The 26,902-nt window shown below is 61.3% G+C and carries 20 protein-coding genes and 2 pseudogenes; 15 read left to right on the plus strand and 7 right to left on the minus strand.

Going from position 1 to position 26,902, the window contains the following annotated elements; all coding sequences use genetic code 11:
• Positions 1-3: 3 nt before the first annotated feature.
• The 5 genes from tssL to RX327_RS24120 form a co-directional block, all read right to left on the minus strand.
• Complete coding sequence (gene tssL / locus RX327_RS24100; protein WP_317247314.1) at positions 4-1,377, minus strand: type VI secretion system protein TssL, long form; 1,374 nt, start codon at positions 1,375-1,377, stop codon at positions 4-6.
• 149 nt (positions 1,378-1,526) lie between these two features.
• Positions 1,527-2,864: a type VI secretion system baseplate subunit TssK gene (tssK, locus tag RX327_RS24105; protein ID WP_317247315.1), complete on the minus strand. Its 1,338-nt coding sequence runs from the start codon at positions 2,862-2,864 to the stop codon at positions 1,527-1,529.
• Positions 2,865-2,912: 48 nt separating this feature from the next.
• Entirely contained in the window at positions 2,913-4,286 is a 1,374-nt protein-coding gene (gene tagH / locus RX327_RS24110) for a type VI secretion system-associated FHA domain protein TagH (protein WP_317247316.1), read from the minus strand.
• Between the two features lie 12 nt (positions 4,287-4,298).
• Positions 4,299-4,862, minus strand: a complete 564-nt coding sequence (locus RX327_RS24115; protein WP_317247317.1) for a DUF6931 family protein — start codon at positions 4,860-4,862, stop codon at positions 4,299-4,301.
• A gap of 5 nt (positions 4,863-4,867) precedes the next feature.
• Positions 4,868-6,736 (minus strand): type VI secretion system Vgr family protein, encoded by a 1,869-nt coding sequence (locus RX327_RS24120; protein WP_317247318.1) that lies wholly within the window; start codon positions 6,734-6,736, stop codon positions 4,868-4,870.
• Positions 6,737-7,083: 347 nt separating this feature from the next.
• Here RX327_RS24120 and RX327_RS24125 point away from each other — a divergent pair, with 347 nt between their 5' ends.
• From RX327_RS24125 to RX327_RS24165, 9 genes and pseudogenes are all read left to right on the plus strand, one after another.
• Positions 7,084-8,397 (plus strand): type VI secretion system ImpA family N-terminal domain-containing protein, encoded by a 1,314-nt coding sequence (locus RX327_RS24125; RefSeq protein WP_317247319.1) that lies wholly within the window; start codon positions 7,084-7,086, stop codon positions 8,395-8,397.
• A gap of 128 nt (positions 8,398-8,525) precedes the next feature.
• Entirely contained in the window at positions 8,526-9,125 is a 600-nt protein-coding gene (tssB, locus tag RX327_RS24130; protein ID WP_317247320.1) for a type VI secretion system contractile sheath small subunit, read from the plus strand.
• Positions 9,067-10,569, plus strand: coding sequence for a type VI secretion system contractile sheath large subunit (gene tssC / locus RX327_RS24135; RefSeq protein WP_317247321.1), 1,503 nt, complete (start codon positions 9,067-9,069; stop codon positions 10,567-10,569). Before tssB ends, tssC begins: the two co-directional genes overlap by 59 nt.
• Positions 10,570-10,619: 50 nt before the next feature.
• Positions 10,620-11,105: a type VI secretion system tube protein Hcp gene (locus RX327_RS24140; RefSeq protein ID WP_317247322.1), complete on the plus strand. Its 486-nt coding sequence runs from the start codon at positions 10,620-10,622 to the stop codon at positions 11,103-11,105.
• A gap of 68 nt (positions 11,106-11,173) precedes the next feature.
• Positions 11,174-11,723 (plus strand): annotated as a pseudogene (tssE, locus tag RX327_RS24145) (type VI secretion system baseplate subunit TssE).
• A gap of 1 nt (position 11,724) precedes the next feature.
• Positions 11,725-13,693, plus strand: a pseudogene (gene tssF, locus RX327_RS24150) (type VI secretion system baseplate subunit TssF).
• Positions 13,657-14,721: a type VI secretion system baseplate subunit TssG gene (gene tssG, locus RX327_RS24155; protein WP_317247323.1), complete on the plus strand. Its 1,065-nt coding sequence runs from the start codon at positions 13,657-13,659 to the stop codon at positions 14,719-14,721. Before tssF ends, tssG begins: the two are co-directional and overlap by 37 nt.
• A 97-nt stretch (positions 14,722-14,818) precedes the next feature.
• Positions 14,819-17,458: a type VI secretion system ATPase TssH gene (tssH, locus tag RX327_RS24160; protein WP_317247324.1), complete on the plus strand. Its 2,640-nt coding sequence runs from the start codon at positions 14,819-14,821 to the stop codon at positions 17,456-17,458.
• 5 nt (positions 17,459-17,463) lie between these two features.
• Positions 17,464-19,050 (plus strand): class I SAM-dependent methyltransferase, encoded by a 1,587-nt coding sequence (locus RX327_RS24165; RefSeq protein ID WP_317247325.1) that lies wholly within the window; start codon positions 17,464-17,466, stop codon positions 19,048-19,050.
• Positions 19,051-19,106: 56 nt separating this feature from the next.
• On the opposite strand, the gene RX327_RS24170 is transcribed toward RX327_RS24165, so the two are convergent.
• A complete protein-coding gene (locus RX327_RS24170) occupies positions 19,107-19,736 on the minus strand; it encodes a hypothetical protein (RefSeq protein ID WP_157347089.1) in 630 nt (209 codons plus the stop codon).
• A 129-nt stretch (positions 19,737-19,865) separates the two neighbouring features.
• Between RX327_RS24170 and RX327_RS24175 the strand changes: the two genes are divergently transcribed.
• The 3 genes from RX327_RS24175 to RX327_RS24185 all read left to right on the plus strand — a co-directional run bounded on the left by RX327_RS24175 (position 19,866) and on the right by RX327_RS24185 (position 23,547).
• Entirely contained in the window at positions 19,866-20,744 is an 879-nt protein-coding gene (locus RX327_RS24175) for a hypothetical protein (RefSeq protein WP_283089570.1), read from the plus strand.
• A gap of 304 nt (positions 20,745-21,048) precedes the next feature.
• A complete protein-coding gene (locus tag RX327_RS24180; protein ID WP_028335393.1) occupies positions 21,049-22,134 on the plus strand; it encodes a hypothetical protein in 1,086 nt (361 codons plus the stop codon).
• 27 nt (positions 22,135-22,161) lie between these two features.
• A complete protein-coding gene (locus RX327_RS24185; protein ID WP_317247326.1) occupies positions 22,162-23,547 on the plus strand; it encodes a hypothetical protein in 1,386 nt (461 codons plus the stop codon).
• Positions 23,548-23,564: 17 nt separating this feature from the next.
• Here RX327_RS24185 and RX327_RS24190 read toward each other — a convergent pair whose 3' ends face one another.
• Positions 23,565-24,563 (minus strand): hypothetical protein, encoded by a 999-nt coding sequence (locus tag RX327_RS24190; protein ID WP_050384794.1) that lies wholly within the window; start codon positions 24,561-24,563, stop codon positions 23,565-23,567.
• A gap of 96 nt (positions 24,564-24,659) precedes the next feature.
• On the opposite strand from RX327_RS24190, the gene RX327_RS24195 reads away from it, so the two are divergent.
• From RX327_RS24195 to RX327_RS24205, 3 genes are all read left to right on the plus strand, one after another.
• Entirely contained in the window at positions 24,660-24,920 is a 261-nt protein-coding gene (locus RX327_RS24195) for a hypothetical protein (RefSeq protein ID WP_317247327.1), read from the plus strand.
• A gap of 257 nt (positions 24,921-25,177) precedes the next feature.
• Positions 25,178-26,398, plus strand: a complete 1,221-nt coding sequence (locus RX327_RS24200; protein ID WP_317247328.1) for a tyrosine-type recombinase/integrase — start codon at positions 25,178-25,180, stop codon at positions 26,396-26,398.
• Positions 26,398-26,880: a hypothetical protein gene (locus tag RX327_RS24205; protein ID WP_317247329.1), complete on the plus strand. Its 483-nt coding sequence runs from the start codon at positions 26,398-26,400 to the stop codon at positions 26,878-26,880. The genes RX327_RS24200 and RX327_RS24205 overlap by 1 nt, the downstream gene beginning before the upstream one ends.
• The last annotated feature ends 22 nt before the right edge of the window (positions 26,881-26,902 follow it).

The following is a 26,902-nucleotide window of genomic DNA, read 5'->3' on the forward strand; positions in this document are numbered from 1 at the left end:
CGCCTATTCGCTACGTTCGATGAAGATTTCGACCCGACGGTTTTTGGCACGCCCCTCGGGTGTCGAATTGCTGGCAATTGGTGAATCCGATCCCTTGCCGTCAACGTCGACGCGCGAACCATCGGTCAGGCCGGGCTTCAGCGCGGCGGCAACCGCCTTGGCGCGCTCGACCGACAGCTCGAAGTTCGAAGGGAAGCGCACTGTGCGGATCGGCGAGCTATCGGTGTGACCGACGACCCGGATTCGTCCCGGCTCCTTGTCGAGGGTTGCCGCGACGCGGGCCGCAACCGGCTTGAAGCCATCCAGGATGGTTGCCTGGCCCGAGGCAAACAACGCGAGGTCACAGACCCTGATCACGATAAAGCTCGCGGTCTGGTCCGCAGTCATGGCACAGGCGGTGTTCTCCTTGGCGAGCGCGTTGCGGATGCGCTGCAGCTGAGTGATACGGTCCGGCGGTGGCGGCGGAGGTGGTGGTGGCGGGGGTGCAATGACCTTGCGCTTGAGCTCGATCGGATCGCTGGGATGCAGCGCCAGAGCGACTTCGGCAGCGTTCTCCGCCCGGCCGGCCAGCAGCGTCCGCAGGACGAAATAGGACCCCGTCAACAGCGCGGCGGCCACGGCTGCCACCAGCCAGACCGGAACGCGCAAGTGCTTCCGCCGACCGGCCAAGGCCTGTCCGCGCCAGTGCGGCGACAAATCGTTGGTCGGCTTGGGCCGGACCCGGCGCAACAATTCGTAGAGGTTGCGCTGGATCACCTGCAGGTTCGCAAGCCCGCCTGCCGACGTACGGTGGATGCCCTGGAAGCCGAGCGCGAGGCAGGCATGCTGCAGTTCGAGCACTGGATAGTTGATCAGCGGATCAACCTTCAAATGGTCGAGGATCTCGAAGAAGCGTACGCCGCCCACGCGTTCGCCGAAGAACCGGCTCAGCATGGAATATTGCGTCCAGACGTGGCGCTCATCGGTCGGGATGTGCTGCACGATATCGTCGGCGGTAGCGCATAGGATGTATTTCGCCGTGTTGGCCTGATGCTCGGAGATCCCCGCCGAACGGATATCCTTCTCGAAGAATTTGATCGCGTCGGCGACCTGCTCCATCAGACTTGCGAATGACGCGCGCATGAGCGCCACGCGCAACCGGCCAAGCAATTGCAGCAAAGGGCCGGCCGCACGCATCACCGGATTGGCGTTTGGCGCCACCAGATCGTCGATGCGCAACGGCGGTCCGGGCGGCAGCATCCCCTGCTGCACCGGTGCCTGCGCGGGTGTCGATATCCATTCCTCGGCCGGCTGGCTGGTCGGCGCAGCGGCGTAGCTCGCGCCCTGCGGTGTGGGAGAAAATGAGGGCGGCGGCGAAGGGGCACCAGGCGAAGCCATGGGCGATGGCGAGTACGCTGGACGGCTGGCAGGTCCCTCGCCTGCCGGAGGTTGAGGAGCCGGAGCCGGCGGCAACCTCCCGCCGGGATTGGGACGAATGATCGTCCGCTCGCCCCGACCGAAAGGATTGACCGGCTTGTCCCTATCGCTCATGGCCTGTCTTCCAGGATAGCCCAAAGGTACAGCTCGAGCTCCGGCCAGTCGCCGGAGAAATGCATCCCGATCGAGGCCGCCGTGCTGAACTCCGGCCATAGCGGCGACTTGCGATCGAGATAGAAATAGACGTGATCGGTGATGGCCCGGATGTGCGGCGGCGGGGTCGGCAGGTGCACCAGCGTCAACCCTGGCAAGTTGGCGTGCACGATCTCGTTCATCTTGGTGTTCGGGCCGACCTTGAACAGATGCGGGAAGTCGTTCTGGATCTCCACGAGCGGCCGCCGTGCGGCGACCTCCAGCACCAGGGTCGCATTCCGGAACAGCGCCCGATCGCGGATCGGCGACACGAACGCATTCTGGGCGCGCTCGATGATCTCCAGGCGGATCGCCCGCCGGCCCAGCCGCGCGCTCAGGAAGTCCTGGATGTCGCTCACCAGGGGTGTGAAGATGTTCTCGAGATCGTCGTGATCGTACGCCGGATAGTCACGTGCGCGTCGCTCGGTGGTCGCGAAGGTCGCAAGCTCACCGGCAAGCCTCAGCAGCTCCTCGTACAGCCGTTCCGGGTGAACGCTGCCCGAACGCTGGAAATGGGTCAGTACGGGAATGGTCCGGTTCAGCACCTGCAGCACCAGATAGTCGACGCTCTGCAACCCGCCCCCGGACGACGGATCGACCGCGTAACGTGCCAGCTCGTCGAGCTTGGTCTCGACCCAGCCGATGATGCGATTGAGCCAGCCGTCGATGATCGGATGTGCGGCGCAGACCAGCATCGGCGGCACGAACTTGTCGTCGAACAGGATGTTCTTGTCGCGCACTTCCAGAATGCGCGCGATGCCGAGTCCCATGTATCCCGGCTTGCTGGTCTTGCGCAGTTCGAACGACAACCGCGGATAAGCGATGTCGATCTCTTCCTCGATGCGCAGCGCCGAGGTCGAATCGATGAAGGTCTCGGACGTGCGAACATAGCGACTGGCGCTGTCGGTGCGATCCTCATCGACCTCGCGGGTGTTTGGCGCTGCGATCGGCATCATCAGCCAAACGATCTGGCCGGCAGCAGAATCCGGCACCTCGATCGCTTCCGGAATCGGGCTGTCCGCGGGGATGTCGAACGGCGTTCCGTCCGGCATGACGCCGGACGCGTTGCGCACCGCGAACTTGCTCTGTTCGGTGAGGTCCTTGTCGATCTCGAGCTGGGCGAATCCCCAGGGGTATGGCGTTGTGTAGCGAACGCGCTTTTCCAGCAAATGTTCGATATAGCGATCGTTCTGCTGCAGATGGTGCGGCCGCAGAAACAGTCCTTCTGACCAGAAAACCTTGCTGTACCAAGACATTCCTACATCCACTTGGCAATGATCGGCGACTGCATCGTCACCGACAGTTCACTTTGAACCCGACTTGTCAGCGCGGTCGTAATAGTCCGAAAAATGCAACATGAAAGTATCGATCGGCGCGCTGTTGTCGCGGCCGAGATGCGCCTTCCAGCGCGTCAGGAATTCGTCCCAGAGTTTGCCCTTGTTCGAGCCGAACCAGGAGTTTGCGCCGCGCTGAAGCTCGAGCTCACGCGCCATGAGCGTCGGATCGATGCCGGCGATCAGTCCCCGGACGGCATGTTGCATTGCCGCATAGGTCTTCAACTGATGCGATTTGAGGTCGCCGAAGCCCTGCGCGAAGGCTCGTTGCGCGTCGAGATAGCTGCGTGTCCGCGGCCCGAACAATATGCGCATGGCCTCTTCCGAGGTCGGCGAGAATTTCAGCGGGTTGTTCTCCACGGCCTGGACAGTCGTCTGGCTGGTGCTGCGGGTCAGCTGCTTGGCCTGAGTTCGCGCCTGCAGCAGCGCCATCAGATTGTCTACGGTCATGCGCAAGATCATGCCGAGCTGTTCCGCAAGTTCAGCTTCGGTCTTGTCGGCAAAGAAACCGTCCGGCAGCCCGGCAGCACGGGCGACCAGGCGCGCAAGTTCGGAATTGCCGGTCAACGCCGCCGTGGCCGGTACCGGCTCGGCCAGTTGCGGCCGCGGCGCTCCCACATGCCCTGTCGGTGAAGGCGGCGGCGGCGGGGCAGCCGCTTCGTCGTCGGCCCATACCGACGGTCGGCGCGGCGTCGGCATCGCGTGCAGCACGTCGACCGGCGGTTTTGGCGTGGCAACCGGACCGGCTGCCCAGCTCATGTCGTCGTGCAGCGGCGGCTCGCGTTGAGGCATCTGCGGCGAATGCCGGACGGGATCCACACCCGCCGCGGGAACGCTCGCTGCCCAGTCCAGGAATTCCGGATTGACGGGCCGCGCGGCCTCGCGCGGTTTTCGCAACTGCTGCGGGTCGATTGGCGGCGGCACGTCGCGACCGGGAGCCCACAGTTCGTGGTAGTCGGCGTGCTGCTGAGCGAGCGGAGCTTGCTGCTGCGCACCATGGCTCGGAGTGCCCTCGGCAGGCTCATCCAGGTCCAGCGAAACGCCAATGACATAGTGGCCGATGACAAGCCGATCGCCGTTGCGCAGCCGATGCGCTCCCCGCATACGCTGGTCGGCACCATTGAGAAAGGTGCCGTTGGTCGAGACGTCGTGCAGCCAATAGGCGCCGTCGCGAAAATGCACCTCGCAATGCTTTCCGGAAATCATCCGCGTCGGATCGGGCAACGTCCAGTCGAGGTGACGGTCCCGGCCAATATCGACCGAACGCCTGCCCGTGACCGAAAATGAGACAGGGCCGCCGTCCGGAAGGTTCGGTTCGTTCTCGATATTGAAGCGAAGCACCATCTCATCGTCTCATCAGCGCGGAGGGCGCGGTTCGCCGCGTGCCAATTGAATACCATCCTCCAGGCATGCCGTCATTATCCGGTCCCGGGACTCGCGGGGCAGCCGGCAAAGGGCGATCAGCAGGGCCGCCCGCACCGCGCGCGCGGCCTGGTCGGGCTTGGCCTCGACCGGCGCAAATTCTGCCGGAACCACGCTTCCGCCGGACCATCCGGCCGCCAGCGCCAGCCATGTCGCCGGCTGCTCGGGATCGTTGGCATTGCCGACTGCCAGCGCCTTGTTCCGGGATTGCTCGTCCGGCTGCCGGACCCAGGTCTCCACGAAATTCAGCGACCTGCTGTCGTTGGCGTCGAACTGGTCGAACATCCGTCGCAACGAGCGGCATCCCCAGGCAACGGCCACGCGCCTGGGGAGCAGATACGCGCAGAAGGATACAGCCTGGTGCCAGCTGCCCGCATCGGCCGCCTCCTGCAGGAAATCCAACGACAGCTTGTCCGGAGCGGCCTTGCCGACGTCGTAGCGCGCCAGCGGATAGGCTTCAAAGAGATCGTGGACTGTGCTGAACCGAACCTGATTCATGGCTGTCAGCCGACAAGAGTTGGCAGGCCGTGGGCGCCCAGCGGGCCCCCGGCTGCAAGTGCCATGGCGCCCTGCGCCGTCATCGCGATCGTCGGCGCGTTGATGACGATACCCGCAGGGGTCAGGATGATCTGGCTGGGACCAACCTGCAGGGTGATGTTGACGTTCGCCATGAGCGTGATGGTCAGGCCTGCGGTGACGGACTGATCCATCGTCAGCTTGACGTGCTGACCGCCCAATTCGATATCAAGCTTGTCATTGCCGTTGACGAGTGTGGTCTTGCGGGTGTCACCACCGAGCGCGGCTTCGCCGATGGTCCGCGTCTCGGTGTCGCGGACCGTCACGTCGTGGTCCTTCTCGGCGTGCACCGTGATCTTCTCGGAGCCCTTCTTGTCCTCGAAGTTCCACTCGTTGTAGCCGCCGCCCCCCTTGGTGGAGTCCGATTTCAATCCCGCGATCGTCTTCTTGGACGGCAGGTCGTAAGGCAGCTTGTATTCGTCGTTATACACTGTGCCGATCACCAGCGGCCGGTCCGGATCTCCTTCCAGGAATTCGACGACCACCTCCTGTCCGACGCGCGGAATGATCTGACCGCCCCATTTCTTGCCGGACCAGACTTGCGCCACGCGCAACCGGCATGACCGCTTTTTCTTCCGGTCCCAGAAGAACCGGACATAGATTTCGCCGAGATTTTCGACGTCGATCTCCTCGCTGGAATTGTCGTCCTTGGTCACCACCTTGGCGGTCTGGACGCCGTTGATCCTCGGCTTCGGCGTCAGCATCGGCGCGCGGAACGGCCGATCGCTCGGCAGAAACTCGTAGCTGCCGAAATAGACGTGCTGGCCGGCGTCGCTCGGGCCGCCAGTGCGATAGGATTCGATCGAGAACGAATGGGTGGCTCGCACCACGAGATATTCGATGTTCTGCGAGTCCTTGTGGTGCTTTTCGAGCTTGGTCAGTCCGCCGGGGAACAGGTTGACCGCGTCGCCGTTGCCGCGCCGCCGCCGGTCCATGGCCTGTTCGGACTGGAGCTGGATCTTCGCGTAACGCTCGCCGTCCGATTTCTCCTTGAACTTGCCTGGATAGTCGTAGAATTCCATCTCCGACCGCGTGTAGTGCTCGTTACCCTTGGCGTCGCTGATCATCTGCGCGTTGGGCTTCTGGTAGTTGTAGTCGTTGAGCTCGACCTTGCCGGTCCGAAACCGGCGTTCGGAAGCCCATTCGTAGATGTGTTGCTCGCCGCGCCGATCGGCTCCCGTCAGCGGAATGTAGGGTATCGTGGCAAGACCGTTGATCGGGCTGTGCGACGATTTGGAGTCCGCCAACACCAGCGTGTGCTTGCCGCCCTCGTGCTTGAAATAGTAGTAGATGCCGTGCTGTTCCATCAGCCGGCAAACGAAATTCAGATCGGTCTCCCGGTACTGAACGCAATATTCGAGCTTCGGACAGGAGCCCTCTTCGGTCAGCTTGGATTCATAATCGGTGAAGCCGCGATCGTTGAAGACCTCCTTGATGATGTCGGGCGCCTTCTTGTCCTGCCAGATCCGGCAATCGGTGGTTCGCGACAACAGCCATAGCCAAGGCCTCAGCACGATCCGATAGCTGAAGTAGTCGTTCTTCACTCCCAGCCATTGGGCTTCCGTGAGAATGCCGCTGAACTCGCGTTCCTTTTCATGCAGCTTGATGGTCAGCGTACATTGCTTGCCGATCGCGCGGTCGAAGTCGAGATCGGCATCCTCGCTGAGACACTCGATGCGATATTCGAAGAGTTCGCTAAGTCCTTCGGAAGCCTCGTATCCGACGAAAACCAGAACGTCTTTGCCGAGAGGCGTCTTGAGCTCGCAGAGGCGGGTATCCTGGGTAAGCTGGCCCATGTGGGCGTTAAACTCCCTCGTTGACCGCACGAACTGCGCAACCGGCGCATCGGGCGGTCAAGCACGAACGATCGAAATCCGAGCCGTCCATCGGTGGGATGGCCGACAGGTCCGCTCGGTGTCACCTCTCCTGGCTCGGCAACGCACCCGCCCGGGGAAGCCACTGCGGCACTCATGTAGTCGGTTCCAAGCGCTTGCTGGTTCACGGGAAACCGCCGTCATCGCGGGAATGAACCGAGGCCAGCGTTGATCTGACCTAACAGTCAATCGGATCATGATCCCCCGCGTGATCCGCCAGATGTCACGGACCTGGTAGAGGGGCCAGGGCCCCGCAGACGGATCCTCGCATGCTCGACGTCGCATCCCTCACCCAGGCCATAGCGGCCGATGATCCCTGCGGGCCGGATCTCGACGCCGCCGGCGACATCCAGTACCTCAACTTCTTCGCAGGTGCGGAATCCCTGCTGCCGATGTCGTATTTTGAGGTCGTCAACGCCAATGGAGAGCGCGGACGATTCGATCCAAAGGCCGTCGATATCGCGGGTCAGTTCGAGGCCGTACGGCCCCTTCTGGCGCGCACGCGCGATCTGCGCCTGAACATGCTGCTGGCCAAGTTTTCCATCCTGAACCGCGATCTCGACGGCTTCCTCAGCTGCCTGCGGGCAACCACCCTGCTGCTCCGCGAACAATGGGAAGCGGTTCACCCAAGGGGCGAGGACGGCGACTATGCCTTTCGGGCCGTCACCATCGAGGCGATCGACGTGTTTCCGACGGTGATCAACCCGCTCCAATTCCTTCCCCTGATCGAAAATCGACGGCACGGCAGCCTCAACTACCGAGCCTATCAGATTGCCAAGGGCGAAATTCCCGCCGGCGATGCTGACGTCGACATGCCAGATCTCGGAACCATCGAGCGCATCATCGGCGATACGGATCTCGACACCCTCAAGGCCGTGAGTGCCCGGTGCTCGGCGGTCGCGGCTGAAATTTCAGGCATCAAAGCGATCTGGCACGAAAAGTTGAACACGGGTCAACCCATCAGCCTCGACAGGCTGGCGGGTGTCGCGAACGGCATGGCCGGCTGGCTCGCGACTCTGGTCACTGCACGCGATCCGGCCGCAGTTGCCTCATCCCCGGAGGAAACCGCCCAAGACGACCGGCAGCCTCCGATCGAAATCGCCGGCGCAGTGACGTCACCCGGACAGGCATCCGCGGCACTGGCGGCGGCTGCCGACTACTTCGCTCGGATGGAACCGTCCAACCCGGCGCTGTTGCTGGTGCGCCAGGCGCAGGAGATGGTCGGCAAGTCATTCATCGAGGTGATGCGGATGTTGGTGCCCACCCACGTGGAGAGCGCCGCGATCAACATCGGGCGCGACAAGGTTTTCGACCTGCCGATCGAACGGATGGCGGAGTTCGCCACCGCGCTCCCATCCGCGACCGAAAGCGAGGCTCAAGATGCTGTTTTTTCAGCCGAAAACAGAGCCCAGGCGTTGGACTTGCTGAGCAAGGTGGCGGCATTCTTTCGAGCCGCAGAGCCGTCCAGCCCGATCCCTTTCTTGGTCGATCGCGCGCGCGATCTCGCGCAGCGAGACTTCCTCAGCCTGCTGAACGAAGTGCTGCCAGAGGGCGCTCTGAAGGCGATCGATAAATCGAATTGAACCCGCCTTCCGTTCGAGGGGACTAACTGAACGGAAGGAAGCTCCGCCGACGAAAGACCGAGGCACTTCCCTGCCTGCGTCGCGCAAGTCGGCTTCCGCAGAGATTTTTTTGTGAAGAGGGCAACCCAATGGCTACGGACAGCGGTCAAAAATTCATCCGGCGAAACCGCGCACCGCGCGTGCACATCACATACGAAGATCCCTACGACGCCGAGCGGCTGATCGAGCTGCCGTTTGTCATGGGCGTCCTCTCCGACCTTTCCGGCAACAACGCCGGCGTCGAGAAGTCCAAGGTCGAGGAGCGCAAATTCCTCGAGTTCGACATGGACAATTTCGACAACCGCATGGCGGCAATTCAGCCCGGCGTGACGACACGCGTGGCCAATCGTCTGGGCGATGCGCCCGACGAGAAGATTTCCGTCGCCCTGCGCTTCAACAAGATGGCCGACTTCTCACCGGTGGCGGTCGCCCGGCAAGTTCCAGCCACGGCCAAGCTGCTGGAGGCCCGCGAACAGCTCGCCAACCTGCTGCGCTACATGGACGGCAAGGTGGCCGCCGAGGATCAGTTGAAGAAGCTTCTCAGCGATCCGCAACTGATGGCCGCGCTGCAGGAGCGCGCAGCCAGTCCACCGAAGCCGACAGCAACAGCTAAGGGAAGGAATGGGGACCATGGCAAAAGAAGCAATCCACAAAGAGACCACCACCAAGCTCGGGACCGTCGAGGCTGACGAGTTCGCGACCCTGCTGAAGCAAAGCTTCAAGCCTCGCACTGAACGCGCGGCGACCGAAGTCGAGAACGCGGTATCAACGCTCGTCCAGGAAGCGTTGAAGGACACCAGCGTCATCAAATCCGACGTCCTCGACACCATCGAGGAGATGATCGCGCGGATCGACCAGAAGCTCACCGCGCAGATGAATGAGATCCTCCACGCACCGGAGTTCCAGGCGATCGAAAGCGCCTGGCGCGGTCTGCATTACCTCGTCTTCAATTCCGAGACGGACGCCAATCTCAAAATTCGCGTGATGAACGTCTCCAAGAGTGAGCTCTATCGCAACCTCCGGCTTTACCCGGACGCCCGCTGGGATCAGAGCCCGCTGTTCAAGCAGGTCTACGAGTACGAATTCGGCCAGTTGGGTGGCGAGCCGTTTGGCTGCCTGATCGGAGACTACTACTTCAGCCATCTGCCCACCGACGTGCAGTTGATGCGCGATCTCAGCAAGATTGCCGGCGCGGCACACGCCCCCTTCTTCGCCGGGGCCGAACCCACGCTGATGGGAATGGATTCGTGGACCGAACTGTCCAATCCGCGCGACATCGGCAAGGTGTTCGACACGCCGGAATATGCGGCATGGAAGGGTCTGCGCGACCAGGATGATTCACGCTATCTCGGTCTCTGCATGCCGCGGGTACTGGGTCGCCTCCCCTACGGCGCCAAGTCCGAGCCTGTGGAGGAGTTCGCCTTCGAGGAAGAAACCGACGGGCATACCGGCGACAAATACGGCTGGATCAACGCCGCCTACGCGATGGCAGTCAATATCAACCGCGCCTTCAAGGAGTTCGGCTGGTGTACGCGCATCCGCGGTGTGCAGTCCGGCGGCGAGGTCATCAACCTGCCGACGCACACGTTCCCGACCGACGACGGCGGCGTCGACCTGAAATGCCCGACCGAGATCGCCATTAGCGATCGTCGCGAGCACGAACTTGCAAAGGCGGGCCTTATCCCGCTGATCCATCGCAAGAACACCGACAAGGCGGCCTTCATCGGTGCGCAGTCGCTCTACAAGCCGAAGAAGTATTTCGGCGAGAAAGGCGTGGATGCAACCGCGTCCGACAACCTATCGTCACGTCTACCCTACATGTTCGCAGTGTCTCGCTTTGCGCACTATCTGAAGTGCATGGTTCGCGACAAGATCGGATCCATGAAGGAGAAGGATGAGCTGACGGTCTGGCTGCAGACCTGGATCAACGAATACGTTGATGCCAATCCAGCCCTGTCGTCAGAGGCTCAGAAAGCGCGCAAGCCGCTGGCCGCTGCGAAGGTTGAGGTCATAGCAAACGAGGAGAACCCGGGATACTACAACGCACGCTTCTTTCTCCGTCCCCACTTTCAACTTGAAGCGATGGACGTCGGCCTCAGCCTCGTCTCGCGCCTGCCAGGCCCGAGCTCCTGACGTCACGTCATCGCGACCGTCAATATCAAGATTTTTGAGAGGATTATGCTATGGCTGTCGATATTTTCTTGAAACTCGATCCGATCAAGGGCGAATCGAAGGACGACAAACATCCTGACGAAATCGATATCTTGAGCTGGTCTTTCGGCGAAAGCCAGACCGGTACATTCCACAGCGGATCCGGCGGCGGCGCCGGCAAGGTCAGCGTCCAGGATCTCCACTTCACGCACTTCGTCGACAAGGCCACGCCGGAACTGTTCAAGGTCTGCGCGAACGGCAAGCACATTGATACCGCGATCCTCACCGTTCGCAAGGCCGGCGAGAACCCGCTGGAATATCTCAAGATCGAGATGAAGCAGGTTTTGGTCACCAGCGTGTCGACCGGCGGGTCGCACGGCGAAGATCGTCTCACCGAGAACGTGAGTCTGAACTTTGCGAAGGTCAAGATGACTTACAAGACCCAGACGGAGAAGGGCGCCGCCGGGGCGTCTCCGGTGTTCGGATGGGACGTTGCGGCCAACAAGGAATGGGCCTGATCGCAAGCTTCCTGCCCGGCGTCGGTTGCCCATAGCGGCAATCGGCGCCGGCTGTACGGGGACCGTCAATGACCGTTACGCCAAGGAAGGACCGGCTCTCTCCGCCATTGATGCTGGCCTTTCGTGCGGCTCATGACGCTCGCGATGCCCGCAAAGCGCTCGAATTGCGGGATCAGTTCGGTGAGCGAGTGATAGCGGGACGGCGCAGCGCTGGTCGTTTCCCGATCTCGGAGACGCTGCTAAGGCGCGAGGTTTCGCAGGACGTCGAAACACTCCTCAATACCATTGCCCTCGAGTCGACGCTTGACCTGACCGGTCGCGGCTGCGTCCGCACCTCGATCCTGAACTATGGTTTCCCCGATATCGCAAACCGTTCGATCGACGAAGTCACCGACGAGGAGCTCAGCGATGCCCTGCGCATGTCGCTGACGACCTACGAGCCAAGACTTCGATCGCAAGTCCATCCGGGTGCGGCGCGACACCTCCGTGGGGCCCGAGCAGCTCAAGCTGCGCTTTGTCGTGCATTCCGACCTGAAATGCGAACCGCTCAACGTGCCCGTGGAATTCGTCGCAGACGTCGACCTCGACAGCGGCGATATACAGATCAACCGATTATAGCATGAACCGCGAGTTCCTCGACTTTTACAATCGTGAACTGTCGCTGCTGTACGAGCACGCGGAGGGTTTTGCCGAGGAATATCCTGGTATCGCCGAGCGCCTCGGCGGCCTGGTCCGCGACCGCTCGGATCCGATGATCTCAGGCCTGCTGGAAGGCGCTGCATTTCTCGCCGCGCGTGTTCAGCTCAAGCTCAAGCACGAATTTCCGGAATTCACCGCAAACCTGCTCGAACAGCTGGTTCCGAACTATCTTGCCCCGACTCCGTCGGCCATGCTGGTCGCGGCGCGGCCACCCTATGCCGATCCGGCGCTGCGCGACGGCAAGAAGATCGCGCGCGGCGCGTATTTCGACGCCACGTACCGCGAGAGAGAACGAAGCCTCGCCTGCCGATTTCGACTTTGCCGCGATATCGTGCTCTGGCCGTTCGACCTCAGCGGCGCCGAATACTTTTGCGACCGCGGGCGCGTTGCAGGCGCTCGGGATTCCAGTCGGCGGAGAGGTCATCGCCGGGCTCAGGCTCTCCTTGACGCACCGTACCGCCGCGCGGCTCGACGAGGAGCCGGCGGACGCGGAGACTCGCAACAAACCGGAGACCTGGTTCGCCGGCTGCCGCGCCAGCGAACTGCCCATCTACCTGACCGGCGCCGAGTCGGATGCCATCGCACTCTACGAACAACTGACCTCGAACTGCGTCGGGCTCTATTTTCGCTATCTCGACGATTTCGGCGATCCGGTCGTCATCCGGGCTCCGAACGACTGTGTGCAGCAGGTCGGCTTCAGCGAGAACGAATCCCTGTTTCCGAACGACAACCGGGTCTTTCGCGGCTCGGAGTTATTGCGGGAATATTTCGTGTTTCCGCGCAAGTTCCTTGGCATCAATCTGACCCAGCTTCGCGCTGTGATGCCGCGGTTACGTAGCAAATCCATCGATATCGTCTTCGCGTTCGATGAGCACAACTCGCGGCTCGCCGCCTCGGTCCGGGCAGAGACTTTCAGTCTCTACACCGCGCCGGCGATCAATCTGTTCGAGAAGACGAGCGATCGCATCCCCGTCAAATCGAATACTCACGAATACCACGTGGTGCCCGATCGTAGTCGCTATCTCGAATACGAACCGCACCAAGTGATCGAAGTCTACGCGCACCTTCCGGCGGAGAAGGACAAGCGGCGCGTGCGTCCGTTGTACTCCGCCGCCGTCGACCGGACGGCCGGATCGGTCGAGGGACTTTATTATACGGTTCGTCGGCTGCCGCGGCGGCGCACCGTCGAAGAGAAGACCTATGGCGCGGCCTCGGACTATACCGGGACGGACATGTTCCTCTCGCTGCTCGAGCCCGGCGACCCGAGCGGCGGCGGATCCGCCGCCGAACTCAGCGTCCGCGCGCTGTGCTCCAATCGGCACCTCACGGAACACCTGCCGGTTGGCCACGGCGGCGCCGACTTCCGCCTGCTGGATGATACGTCCCTCGATCTGGTGTGCGTCGCCGGTCCCACACGTCCACGGGAGCCGGTGGTGGCTCAGTTGCGCAGTCGCAGCGAAATCGCCAATAGCGGCGTCGTCAGCTGGCGCCTGATCAACATGCTGAGTTTGAACTATCTCGGCCTCGTGGAGCGCAGCGGCGGCAAGAACGCCGGGGCACTGCGGGAGATGCTGTCATTGTTCGCCGACCAGTTCGACGACGCGACGGAACGAAAGATTCGTGGCGTACGCAGCGTCGAGAGCAGACCCGTGGTGCGGCGGGTGCGAGAGCGCACGGGTAGCGGCGCAGCGCGCGGGCTGGAGATCACCGTCGTACTCGACGAGAAGGCTTTCGAGGGGAGCGGCGTGTTCTTGCTCGGAGCCGTACTGGAGCGATTCTTCGCCGACTATTCGGGCTTCAACACGTTTACCCAGACAGTCATCTCCACGCCGGAGCGCGGCGAGATCATGCGGTGGCAACCGCGCATGGGCACGCGGAGACCGTTGTGACGCTGATCGACCAGATGAAGTCCGAACCCTGGCGGTTCGATTTCTTCAATACGCTGCGCCAGCTGGAGCGAGCCAACCGGGATCGACCGCGGATCGGTGACAGCGCCGCGCGCCGCGAGGAGTATGTCGACCTCGGCCAAGTCCCCTATTTGGAGTTCCCCGCCTCCAATCTTAGCTCAGTCGACGATCGTGATGGCAGGCTCAAAATTCTGGTCAAATTCCTGGGTCTGCTCGGGCCGCAGGGCGCGCTGCCGCTTGCCACCACCGATGAAAGTCTCGGCTGGTGGCTGATGCGGGATGACGCTTTCCCGCGATTTCTCGACCTGCTCAACGGGCGCTTCCTGCAGCTGTTCTTTCGCGCCTGGGCCGATGCGCGGCCGATCGCCCAGCATGATCGGCCATCCGACGACCGCTTCATCGCCTATGTCGGCTCCTTCGCTGGCCTCGGCTCCGATATTTTTGCCAATCGGGATACCGTGCCTGACATGGCGAAGCTAAGCTTCGCCGGACTGGTTTCACCGAGAGCGAAATCCGCGTCGCGACTGGCGCGACTGCTGCAAGGGCTGTTCGATGTCCGGGTCGAGATCGACGAGTTCGTTGGCACCTGGCTCCCGTTCGACCCAAGCCACTGCAGCCGGCTCGGCGGGACGCACGCCAAGCTTGGTCACGACGCGCTCCTGGGCTCACGGGTGTTCAGCGTCGAGGACAAGATCAGGGTTCGGGTCTTCGTCAAGAATTTTGCTCAATACGAGCAGTTTCTACCGACCGAAAGCCGCAACTTGTCGGAACCGCTGGCGGACGCCGTCTTCTTTTATATCGGCGACGAACTGGAGTGGGAGGTTGAACTCGCCATTCCAGCGGGAGCGGTTGTCCCGATGAAGCTGGGGCAGAGCGGACGCCTTGGATGGACCAGCTGGGTTTCGCCGAACTGGGCCTCGACCGAGGAGTATCGGCGCGATGCACGCTTTCACCTTGCCGAGCGTCTCAGAGCCCGGCGAAGCGCTGCCGCTGATCAGCAGCCGATTTGAACCTAAGCATCGCTCCGATTGTCCTAACATCATGGGAATTCGAGCCGATTTCCGCGACGACCCGGCATCGCCCGGTGATTGAGCAGGAGGCGCCATCGTGACCGATATCAGCCTTGAGGCCGTGACTGGCAAACTGAACCGGGCCGGCTACGACGCCTTCATACAGGCCCTGCGCCACGCCAAGAGCGCCAGCAACCGTAACGTCGAGCTTGCGCACTGGCTCTTTCATATCCTGCAGCAGGATCGCACCGACCTCAGCCTCTCGGTCGACCACTATAAGCTCGACCGGTCACGGTTGCTGTCGGACCTTGCTGGCGTCATCAACGGCTTCCGCAAGAACGAAACCGATATGCCGGGTGTCGCCAATCCGGTCATCGATCTTCTCGATCGCGGCTGGCACTACGCCACGCTCTTCTTCGGGGAAACCCAGATCCGCACCGGCCATCTGCTGGTCGCAGGATTGAAGTCGAATGACATCCGTCGCACGCTGAACAACCTCTCCCAGGAATTTGCAAAGGTGAACGTCGACGCATTGGCCGCGGAGCGCCGCGCCGTCTGGGCCGGCTCCGACGAGGAGTCCATGCGTCCGATGGACGGCTCGGGGCTGGTCGGCGCCGGCACGGAGGGCGCGGATCAGGCGAGCCCCAAGGGGACGACGCCGCTCGACCGGTTCTCGCAGGATCTCACGGCCAAGGCCAAGTCGGGCGAGATGGACCCGATCCTGGGTCGGGACGAAGAGATCCGCCAGCTGATCGACGTTCTGATGCGGCGGCGGCAGAACAATCCGATCCTCACGGGCGAAGCCGGCGTCGGCAAGACGGCCGTGGTCGAGGGATTCGCCCAGCGAATTGCCGCCGGCGACGTGCCGCCACCGCTACGCGGTGTCAGGCTCTGCGCGCTCGACATCGGTCTGATGCAGGCCGGCGCCTCGATGAAGGGCGAATTCGAGCAGCGCCTGCGCTCGGTGATCGATGAGGTGCAGAGTTCACCGACCCCTATCATCCTGTTCATCGATGAAGCCCACACCTTGATCGGCGCCGGCGGCACAGCCGGCACCGGTGATGCGGCCAACCTCCTGAAGCCTCCCCTCGCCCGTGGCACGCTGCGCACGATCGCCGCCACCACGTGGGCGGAGTATCGCCAGTACATCGAGAAGGATCCCGCGCTCACGCGGCGCTTCCAGCCGATCCAGATCGATGAGCCTGACGTCGAGACCTGCTGCGTGATGCTACGGGGCCTTCTCGGCCCGATGGAAAAGCACCACGGTGTTCGCATTTCGGACGCCGCGATCGTGACCGCGGTCAACCTGTCGCATCGCTACATTCCGTCTCGACAGCTGCCGGACAAGGCGGTCAGCCTGCTGGACACAGCCTCGGCGCGGGTAGCCATCAGTCAGAGCGCGACGCCCGCCCTGATCGAGGACGCTCGCGTCGCCATCGCGGCCCGCGAGGCCGAACGATCGGCGCTGGTCAGCGACGGCGATCTCGGGGACGAGAACAGCGAGCGCATCACCGCGATCGACGGCGACATAGCGGCGCTGAAGGACAAGCTGACCGGGCTCGAGGCCGACTGGGCCAAGGAGCAGGAGCTAGTCAAGGACATCCGCAGCATTCGTGACATCCTGTCCGAACCCAGGGAAGATCAAGATCCGGCTGCCAAGCGCGCGGAGCTGCGCGGCAAGTTCGAGACGCTGGAGGGCATCAATCCGGAAAAACGGATGGTCTACGCCCATGTGGACCAGCAGTCGGTGGCGTCCGTGGTGTCCGACTGGACCGGCATCCCGGTCGGCCGGATGATGCGGGACGAGATCGAAACCGTGCTGAAGCTGCCGGAGATCCTCAACCGCCGCGTCGTCGGCCAGTCCCATGGCTTGACGATGATCGCCAAGCGAGTTGAGACCAGCCGTGCCAAGCTGGACAACCCGTCGAAACCGATCGGCGTGTTCATGCTGGCCGGACCGTCCGGGGTTGGTAAAACCGAAACCGCCCTGGCGCTCGCCGAAACCCTCTACGGCGGCGAGCAGAACATGATTACGATCAACATGTCGGAGTTCCAGGAGGCGCATACCGTCTCGACCCTCAAGGGAGCGCCTCCCGGCTATGTCGGGTATGGCGAAGGCGGTCGCCTCACGGAGGCCGTCCGGCGCAAGCCCTACAGTGTCATCCTGCTCGACGAAGTGGAGAAGGCCCATCCCGACGTCCACGAGATCTTCTTCCAGGTGTTCGATAAAGGAGTCATGGAGGACGGCAACGGGCGACGGATCGACTTCAAGAACACATTGATCATCCTGACCACCAATGTCGGCACCGATCTGATCATGGGGCTTTCGCGCGATCCGAAGTATCGCAATGAGCCGGAAGAACTCGCCAAGATGCTGAGGCCGGAATTGCTCAAGGTATTTCCTGCCGCACTGCTGGGGCGCATCGTCTCGATCCCCTACTTCCCGCTCTCGGACGAGATGCTCGCCGGCATCGCCCGGCTGCAGCTCGACCGCATCGGACGGCGACTGCGCGACAATCACAACGCGGCCTTCAGCTACGACGATGCAGTCGTGGAGCACATCGTGTCACGCTGCAACGATCCGGATTCCGGCGGGCGCATGATCGACAACATCATCACCAATACCCTGCTGCCGGAGCTCTCGCGCGAATTCCTCAGCAAATCGCTTGCCAAGGAAGAGATCAAGCAGACGCGCGTCTCGATCGTGAACGACAAGTTTGCATATTCGTGGAACTGACTGCGATGAACATCCAGACCGAGCACCGCCAGCCGACCACCGGCACCACACCATACGATGAGGTGTATTATCCCGGCCACGTCTACGGGCTCACCCACCCCAATCATCTCGCAACGATCGCCACCGTTTACGGCATGCAGCCTGCTCCGGTCGAGCATTGTCGGGTGCTGGAGCTCGGCTGCGGCGTTGGCGGCAACCTGTTGCCGATGGCCTTTCAATATCCGGACAGTGAATTCGTCGGCGTCGACCTGAGCGGCGTGACGATCGAGCGCGGCCAGCAGAATATCGCGACCTTGGGTCTGAGCAACATCAAGCTTCTGCACTGCGACATCATGAATGTCGACGCGGCCTTCGGACAGTTCGACTACATCATCGCCCACGGCGTGTATTCATGGGTACCACCGATCGTGCGCGAGAAGATGATGGCGATCTTCAAGCAGAATCTGGCGCCGCGCGGGGTCTGCTATGTCAGCTACAATGCGCACCCATTCTCGCATCTTCGCGACATGGTCCGCGACATGATGCGGTATCACACCCGCCGCCTCACCGGCATGAAGGAGAAGGTCGGACAGGCCCGCGCGATCCTGAAATTTCTCAGCGAAGGATCGAAGTCCAACTCGGTGCACGGTACAGTCATGCGCGATCAGTGCAACCGCGTCCTCAAGGCTCCGGACGAGTTGCTTTTTCACGACGATCTCGATTCTGGCGCGACAGCCTTCCTGCTGCACGAGGTCGCCGAGGATGCCGCCCGCCATGGCCTGCAGTATCTCGGCGACTCCCATTTCGCACGCCACTATCTCGCCGGCCATTCCGAGGAGGTCCGCGCCACGCTGCAGCGCTTCCCGGAGAGCGAGTTCATGGCGCGCGACCAGTATCAGGACTTTGTCGACGGCAACGGCTTCCGTCGTACCTTGTTCTGTCACGAGGGCATCTCTCTTGACCGCCAGGTCGATCTCGACTTCATCACCGCCTTCTATCTGCTGAGCACCGCCAGCCCACGTCGCCCCGATGCCTGCCTGACCGACGATTCCGAGATGGAATTTGAAAATCAGGATGGCAGCCGAATCACGGTGACCAATCCGCTCCTGAAGGCTGCACATCTTTGTCTCGGCCGGGCTTGGCCGCGCGCACTCTCATTCACTGAACTGCTCGATGGCGCCCGGACGCTGCTGGAAGGCCGGCAAACGGCCGATGACCAGCGGATATTGACGGAAGCGCTCTATATCCTGGCCTGCAGCGGCGAGGTCTCCTTTCTGAAATCACAGCCCTTTCTCGTGAAGGAAGTCACGGATTGTCCGCAGGCGAGTCTGCTCGCCCGCAGGCAGGCGCAGAGCGGCCCGCTGGTCACCAATCTGCTTCACCAGACCGTGCAGTTGGAGGACGACAGGACGCGCCACTTCCTGCAGTTGCTCGACGGCTCCCGGACGATCGAGCAGATCACAGCCGAAATGACCGAAACCTTCGGACCGACCGTCCAGGTCAAGCAAATGGATGATGCCGGGCAGCCCGCCGAGCCGTTGCTGCTGTCAACCCGACAAAGCGTTGACCGTTCGCTGGCGACGGTCGGCAAGCTGGGTCTGCTGGTGGCCTGAGGACGGGCGGCAAGGAGCCGGCCCGTCCTTCTGCGGAGCGGACACAGTCTCAGCGATCAGCCGTCGTGGGTGTATTGTTGGCCGAGCAGCCACCCGGTGACAATGCCGCCGGGTCCGCTGGCATAGACCGTACTAAGGCCGACACCGGCGCGCAGCATCCGCCATTCATGCTCGCCGACCCAGGGAATGCCGGGATCACCCTTCTGATATTGCGACAGCAGCGTTCGGGCGACCTCGGCGGCATTGGCGTAGATCGGACCGTTCGCCCAGCGGGGTCGCGGCAGGCCTGTCATGCGGCAGTAGAGCGCTGTGCAGACATAGGCGGACGCCTCCTCCGCATTGCCGTCAAGGCCGGTACGCAGCAGATCGTAAGCCGCATGCAAGGCCTCGTGGACGATATAGGCTTCGTCCATTCGCCCCGTCGCCGACACGACCTCCAGCGTATTCGCCGCAACGACCGTACCGTCCGCCCGGGTCCGCGCGACGTCGTTATATTGTGCCGCAACATTTGCCGCGAGGTCCGTCGGAACTCTGACGCTGACCTGTCCCAACCGGATCGCGCGAGCGACGTGATGGAACGTTTGCGGTGCAATCGTCACGTGGCTGCCACGGATCGGAAACCGGAAGCGAATGCGCGCGACCGCCGGGCCGTTGAGTACGTCTAGCACCCTGCTCCGAAGCGACATCGGACCGTCCTTGCTCTTTACACTGCTCCACGAATGGTGGTCGGCGTTTCCGGTTGGGAGGTTCAGTTGAACCCGGCCCCGGCCAGACCAGACAAATCGGGGACTGGCTTTCACTCGGAGGGCAGCCCCGTGACGACCACCGACCCGACCACAACCGACACTTACCGCAAGATCGCGGCGCGGCTGACCATGCTCCGGCCGCAGATCGATCTGTCGAAATATTTCGCGGGGCCGAATCCCAATGTCCGCCTCTATGACGAGAAGGCCTATATCCGACGCCAATTGGAGAAGTATGGCGTCGCGGCCGCGACGAGCACGCTCGACGGCGTCACGTTCCTGCCCAAGGACTGGGAAGACCTGATCAAGACGCTGCGCATTGCCAAGACGTCGGACGGATTCGACGCCTTCGCCGAAGGCAAAAGCCCGGAGAAGCCGTCGCATTGGGCCCTCGATCTGTCGATGGCAGCCACAATCGGCAAGGGATTCCGGGAGATCTGGCGCCCAAAGCTATCCGACCGGCCGCTCTCGACGCGGGACCTTCCGGGCCGGCACGGCTTCGGGCTGGGGCGCGGCCGGGGGCAATGGAGCGACGACTATAGTGCGCAGTTCGGCAAGGACCCGCAGCCGCAAGACATCACGTCGCTGCATTTCGCGGTAGCGCCGGACCGGGTCAATGTTCACATCGACGAGACCGGCTTCGTGTTCGAGGGCGCAGACGGCGCCCTCACGGTCGGACCGAATTTCGGACACCACGCCGTCAATGAACTGTTCTGGAAGAGCAATCCTCACCTGCCGCGCTGGGCGATCGATCACATCGACCTGATCCTGCCGAACAGCGCGAATGATTTTTCGCGATTTGGCGTTTCGGTCGACCTGTATCAACGCAAGAACTTGCGCGTCACCGTCACCGGCTCCTGTGGAATTTTCGGGGGATTCGAGTGCTCGGGAACGCTAAGCGTCAGTGGGACGCATAATCTGCTTGGCTCCAAGCCGAAGGGCGCGCGCTGACGATCGCATGTCTGCGATCGAGGGTGCGGCAGACGTCTGACCTGCGATGGAATCTCACCGTTGGTGAAGCCGATCGGAAGCCGCCGGCCGTTCTACCCACGAGCCCTGCAAGGGTGGCGAAGAGCGCGCCGACATTGTCGATGCATCGCCGAAGTCGTGGGATCGCGCCAGCACCAAAGCAAGGTCGAACTTGCATGGCGATATCGAAAGCCGCTTGAACCGGCACTTCGGCAGATGCGACTGAGGGATAGGCTCGCCGACGCAAATGCGTCCTAGGCCGGTTTATGCCAATGGTGTTGTCGCAATGGCGCCTTTAAAGCCCCCCGTCTGGCTCGATACCAACATTCTTATAGACATACAGAACGGACAAAGAGCTGCGGCGAGCGCCGCCGAGAAAGCGCTCAGCCGACGTTTTGAGAATGAAATTCTCAATCTGGCCAAGGACGGTCACGAGGTTCTGATCTCACCACGCGTCAAGTTTGAATTCTTGAAGGGAGCGCGCGCTCAGTCCGGCGAAAAATTGCTCACCGACTTGCGGATCGTCGAAGACAGAATGATGACCCAGGTCCCTCGGGCGCAAGTTTGGAAGTGGGGCAATGAGGGTTTGAATCACGGGCTTTCCGCGTTCGATTCCGATGTGGTCGCCCAGGTCAGGGCAGGCGGAGTGGCTCGCGGCATCAAGAATCCGGTGTTTCTGACCAGGGACAGCGGAGGAACGCTCGTTGCGATGCGCAGGAGAGGCGTTCAAGCGCTCGACTTCCGGGCACCGGAGGTGAGACTGAAGGTCCCGCGGAACACACCAACTCCGCCAGAGGTCCCGCCGCCGCCGGCAGGCTCCGTCGCCGGCGAAGGATTTTGGAGCGCGGCCAAAGCTGGCTTCAAGGCGGGTTTAAAGGAGGCTTTCAAGGCCGAGAATATCGCTGCGATGATTCCTGATCTGGTCCTCATGGTGGCCGACAAGGTCGCGGCTCGGGAGGCGTTCAAGAACATTCAAGTCAAGTTCATCAAGGAGGGCTTCGCAAAGGGCGTTGCAGCGGGCGTCATGGGTTGGTCCGAGGAGGAGGTTGCATCAAATCTGATGAACCGCATCACCGCGTTCAGAGTTCAAGGTCTGGAAGACCCTGCTGGCATCCTGACGCGCGCGACCATTCTGCAAGTGGCCGAAGCGTACGAAAACTATGCGGTGGTGATTGGATTTCAGTTCAGCTCTGCCAAGGACCTGAAATGGAAGCGCGAGATGGTCGCCAAGGGCTCCAAGATTCTGCATCAGTATGGATATTATTTCGGAACCGATCCGCAGGCGCTATTTGAGTACGAGTTCATCGACAAGCTTGCTTGGACACTTCAGCCGACCACCAACGCGATAGTAGAGCCCGCAATCCGCCACTGAAAACGATCATATTGCTGGTGATTGCTCATGCCGCAATTGAAAGACAAAGTCGGTCGGTTTGCCGCGACGGGTCGCAGCTTCCAGAACTGGAAGCAAGACCAGGAGCTGGTCATCTCGCTGCTCAACAAGATCGCCATTTCCGACGGAGGAGCCGAGACCACGCTCAAACCGCAAATGGTCGTGACGGGTCACGCCAGCGACAGCCTCTACAACTCGATCCTGTATTTCCAGAAAAAGAACTTCCCGGGCACGCCGGACGGCTATATCCGGCCCGGCGGGCCGACATTCACTCGGCTCGTCGACCTCGCGACAAAGGCAGCCGCCAAGCCTCCTCCTCCAAAGGGTCAATGGGACGGGATCGCGACGCCATCCGTCGATGCCGCGCTTCGCAGGGGTCTGCTTGACGATTCCAGGCTGGATTACGCGGAGGTGGTCGATATCATCCGGGCCACCGTCACGGACGGCATGGTCACCGCATACGAGCTGGACGACCTCCTCACCATTGCGAACACCTCCAGAACGCTCTCCGCTACTTCGAAAAAGCTCATCAACCTCTTCGTCGGCGACGAACAGAAGAAGTGGCTTGGGATCGGACCGTACGACCTCAATTCGGATCACAAGAAACTCGCCGCAGAAATGGTCTGCGATTTCCTCAAGAACACGAGGACCACGTTCTTTCCGAAGCTCGATCCGCACCGCGTCGGCATAGGTATTCTCAGGCGCATCGCGAAGCCGAGCCTCATCGATCAGGATCAGGGAAGTCTGTGCGGGCCCTCCGCGCTGATGTTCAGCTACGCATCCGATAGGCCAGGGCACTACGCGCGGTTCGCGATCGACCTGTATCAGAAGGGACAGGCGCCTCTTGGCCGCCTGCTGATCAAGCCGGGAAAGGATGTGAGGAACTACACGCCGCCCTGGTCGCTGGACCACGTCGATTGGCTGACGTGCGCCTCCATACGCGATTCAGAGAATTGGTTCCTCGATTTCGACGACACGGGCAGAATCAGCGATCTTGCCGGCGTCACCCTGCCGAGCGAGATGGAGCAATGGTTCCGCAAGGCCGGATACCGGGACGTGCGCGAGAATACCAACATTTCGCGATTCAACAAAGGCATCGCCGATGTAAACGAAGCCAACACCCTGCTCGACAAGGGGTATCGCGTATGCCTCTTCATAAGCGCCAATATGATCGAATATGACGACCAGTCGGATGAAGGCTCGGTGCTAACGCGGCACTGGGTCGTCTTGCGTGACAGGATACAAGTGTCGAGCGGAAACGTGACGACAACGATCTTCACATGGGGCAAAGGAGATTACGCGATCCCGCATCCGGGCAAGGGTGGCGCTCAGAAGCCTCTCTCGATTGGGGACTTCCTTATGAATTATTACGGGTACATTGCTGCCAAAGCGTGAGCGGAGAACAAGCGCTCTCACCACGCGTTGAGGTCGGTGACGAGTTGCTTGTCCAGGGACAAGCTTTCCATGCCGCTGGAAAGCAAAATGCCGCTTCGGTTATGGTGCCCACTTCCGGGAATGTTCCGCTTGTGGTGCAGGAAGTGACCCACCTCGTGCGCCATGACGCCAATGAACGCCTCGCCATAATCGAACACGGGTGGATTGCCCTGATCGACAACTACGAAGACCTGCTCGTCGGGCAGATACTCTCCAGCCGCCTCGTTATCCATTGCGTCATAGTCGCCGACGAGAAAGCACGTGAGATCGGCGCCGCGCACCTTGAACGGGACGATTTCCTTACGGAAAACATCCCGCGAGATTTTTGGTCCAAGGGCTTTCTGGACCGTAATCCAAGTCGCCTCTGCCGGGGTGAAAAAGATATTTGCCTGAGCCCCGAACGTCCAGTTCAGCTTGGTGAGGAACCAGGGCACGTCGTCCGGCGTCCATCTCGTGGCGTTGATCAGATTGCCGGATTGATCGAGGTGCTTGAGGAATTTGAACGCGATCGTGAAATCTTTGCGCGGCAGAATGGCGACATCCAACTTGATGCTTGTGCTGCCGCGTACGGCTTTAAGCTCGGGAATGCCTTTATCTTTGGGCGAGACCTTGAGGCCGCGCGCAGGGCCGTCCGGCCGTGCGGTGGCATACAGCGCTGTACGTAGACGCAGCAACTGGTCGTCGCGCTCCTGGCCTTTCTGCTCCCTGAAGCGGGTCTTGATGTATTCCTGAGCGACACGTTCGACGTCATCGAGCCGCACATCCTCGACCAGTAGTCGATTGCGATCATACGACAGGCCAACGTCCTTGCTGTCGCGGAGACAGACCAGGTTGAAGCCTCCCCGAGGAACGATCATGAAATTTTGCGCAGTGTACACACCCGAATTCTGCAGGAACTGAACGAAGCTCGGCATGGCTTCCCCCACCCCTAACCACGGACGGGATCTCGCCCGGTCCATCGCGCCGAGCATATCCATCCGGGATCATCGTGTCCGGTTGAGCGAGCAAGATAGCGGAAATTGGCCTTGCGAGGCAGTTGATTTCGCTTGGTGTCGTTGAGCAGCAAGGGCGAAATGCTGACTCAAGTCGAGCGCATTTCGAAGAAGATCATTCTGGCCGCAGGCTTGCGTACTGAGCTGACCTTCACGTCGTTTGGCCGGCATGGCGGGACCACCGAGGCGAGCACGTCCGGCCTCACAGAAGCGCAACTGATGAAGAAGGGCCAATGGTCATCGACCAAAGCGATGGCGCATTACCTTCATCATGACGACGAGGCCAAGCAAGATGCACAGATGAAGCGCATCAAGCGGCGCAAGCAGGCGGCCAGAAAGTGAACATTTGTCGGAATGGATTCAGCCGTCTTGTCGGAATGAAGATCAAATATTTCGATAAGTACCTGAAATTATTGGAGCGGGTGAAGCGCACAGACTAGAACAATCGGCAATTCCCCTCCGTTATCTGCTATTGTCTTTTACCACTCTGAAATTCAGGAATCCTGAAATCCTGAGTGTTTTCATGATATTCCATTGTCATCCGTTATCTCGCCATCTACATCTTCTGTGTGGAGCAAAGTGTGTAATGGATTTTGGGGATGGCACGAGAGAAGCTGAGCGCGGTTCATGTCAGGCAATCACCCGCTGGTAAGTACGGAGACGGCGGCGGATTATGGCTGCTGAAGTCGAGCAAGGACACGGGAAGCTGGATGCTCCGTGTGGCAGTTCATGGCCGGCTACGCCACATGGGGCTCGGATCAATCGCGGATGTGTCGCTTGCCGACGCCCGCCTTTCTGCGGCCAAGTGGCGATCGGTTGCGCGTGACGGTCGAGACCCGATACGAGAGCGGGAGCGGCACCGAAGGGATGCGGCGAGAAATCTTCACCTGCTGGAGGACGTCGCGAAGGACGCTTTCGAGGCGCGCAAAGCCGGCCTACGAGGTGAAGGGAAAGCGGGCCGCTGGTATGGGCCGCTCGAAAACCATGTGCTGCCTAAGCTCGGCAAGACGCCGGTAGCCGATATCGATCAGATCGCGATCCGTGACACTCTGCGGCCAATCTGGAAAGAGAAGGCCTCGACGGCTGAGAAGGCAATTCAACGCCTAAACATTGTCATGAAGCACGCTGCCGCGCTTGGATATGCCGTCGATCTACAGGCGTGTGCGAAGGCACAGGCATTGCTTGGCGCGCAGGGGCATGAGGTCCAAAATATCCCATCGGTGCCTTGGCAGGACGTGCCAGCTTTCTATGCATCGCTCAGCGATGGATCGGCAACGCATCTAGCACTTCGCTTCCTGATCCTCAGCGGCTTACGATCTGCGCCCGTGCGATTAGCTCGCCGCGATCACATCGTCGACGACGTGATGACCGTGCCCGCAGAGCTGATGAAGGGACAAAAGGGCAAGGCGAATGATTTCCGTGTTCCGCTCTCACCTGAGGTGCTGGCCATCATCGAAGAAGCAAAGCCTCAGTCGCGCAACGGCCTGATCTTCTCAAGTCCACGCGGCGTAGCAATGAGCGATATGACGCTCTCACGGCTGATGCAGCGTCGCGAGATGAAAGCGCGCCCGCACGGTTTCAGGTCGAGCCTGCGTATCTTCTTGGCGGAAAAAGGATGCCCACGCGATATCGCCGAGATGATCCTGGCGCATTCGGTCATGGGCAAGGTCGAGGCCAGCTATATGAGGTCAGACCTCCTGGACATCCGGCGCGGCTGGATGGATCGATGGTCGAGGTTCGTGACGACGGGCAAGGATGAAGCCAAAGCCGACGTACCGACCACCGGCGAGCTTATCGAGATGCGGGCTGGTGTGCGGTGATGGATGAGTACGTCAGTCCGGCAGAATGGATCGCCCGCAGCTACGCCGATGCTGACATGCCGATAGAGCAGGCGCGCGATCTAGTTATCATACGCTGCCTACAAGCGGGTGATGCTACCGTGTTTTCTTATTTCGTCCTTGCCGGCCATCAGCCAGGGACAGAGGTCATGCGCGCCCTCGCATTCATGACGGCGACATCAGTGCCGGCAGAGATTGCCGCTGCCCTGCCTTTCGATCTCGTGTCCAGGCGCAGATTGCCAGCCAAAGCCGGCAAGCGATACGATCCGCTCATCACAATGCGAGACGAGTTATTGGCGCTGAACGTCAGGGCCAACATGAATGACGGGCTTTCCCGTGACGCTGCTGCGGCGGCTGTCGCCGAGATGGTAAGCGAAAAATCAGACATGAAGGAAGGCCGATCACGCAAATCGGAAACGGTTTTGCAAGCGTACAAGCGACACGCGGCTAGCTTGGGTAAGTAATCGTCCAATTAAGTACCCTGCG

The sequence above is a fragment of the Bradyrhizobium sp. BEA-2-5 genome (assembly GCF_032918025.1).
Taxonomy (GTDB): Bacteria; Pseudomonadota; Alphaproteobacteria; order Rhizobiales; family Xanthobacteraceae; genus Bradyrhizobium; species Bradyrhizobium pachyrhizi.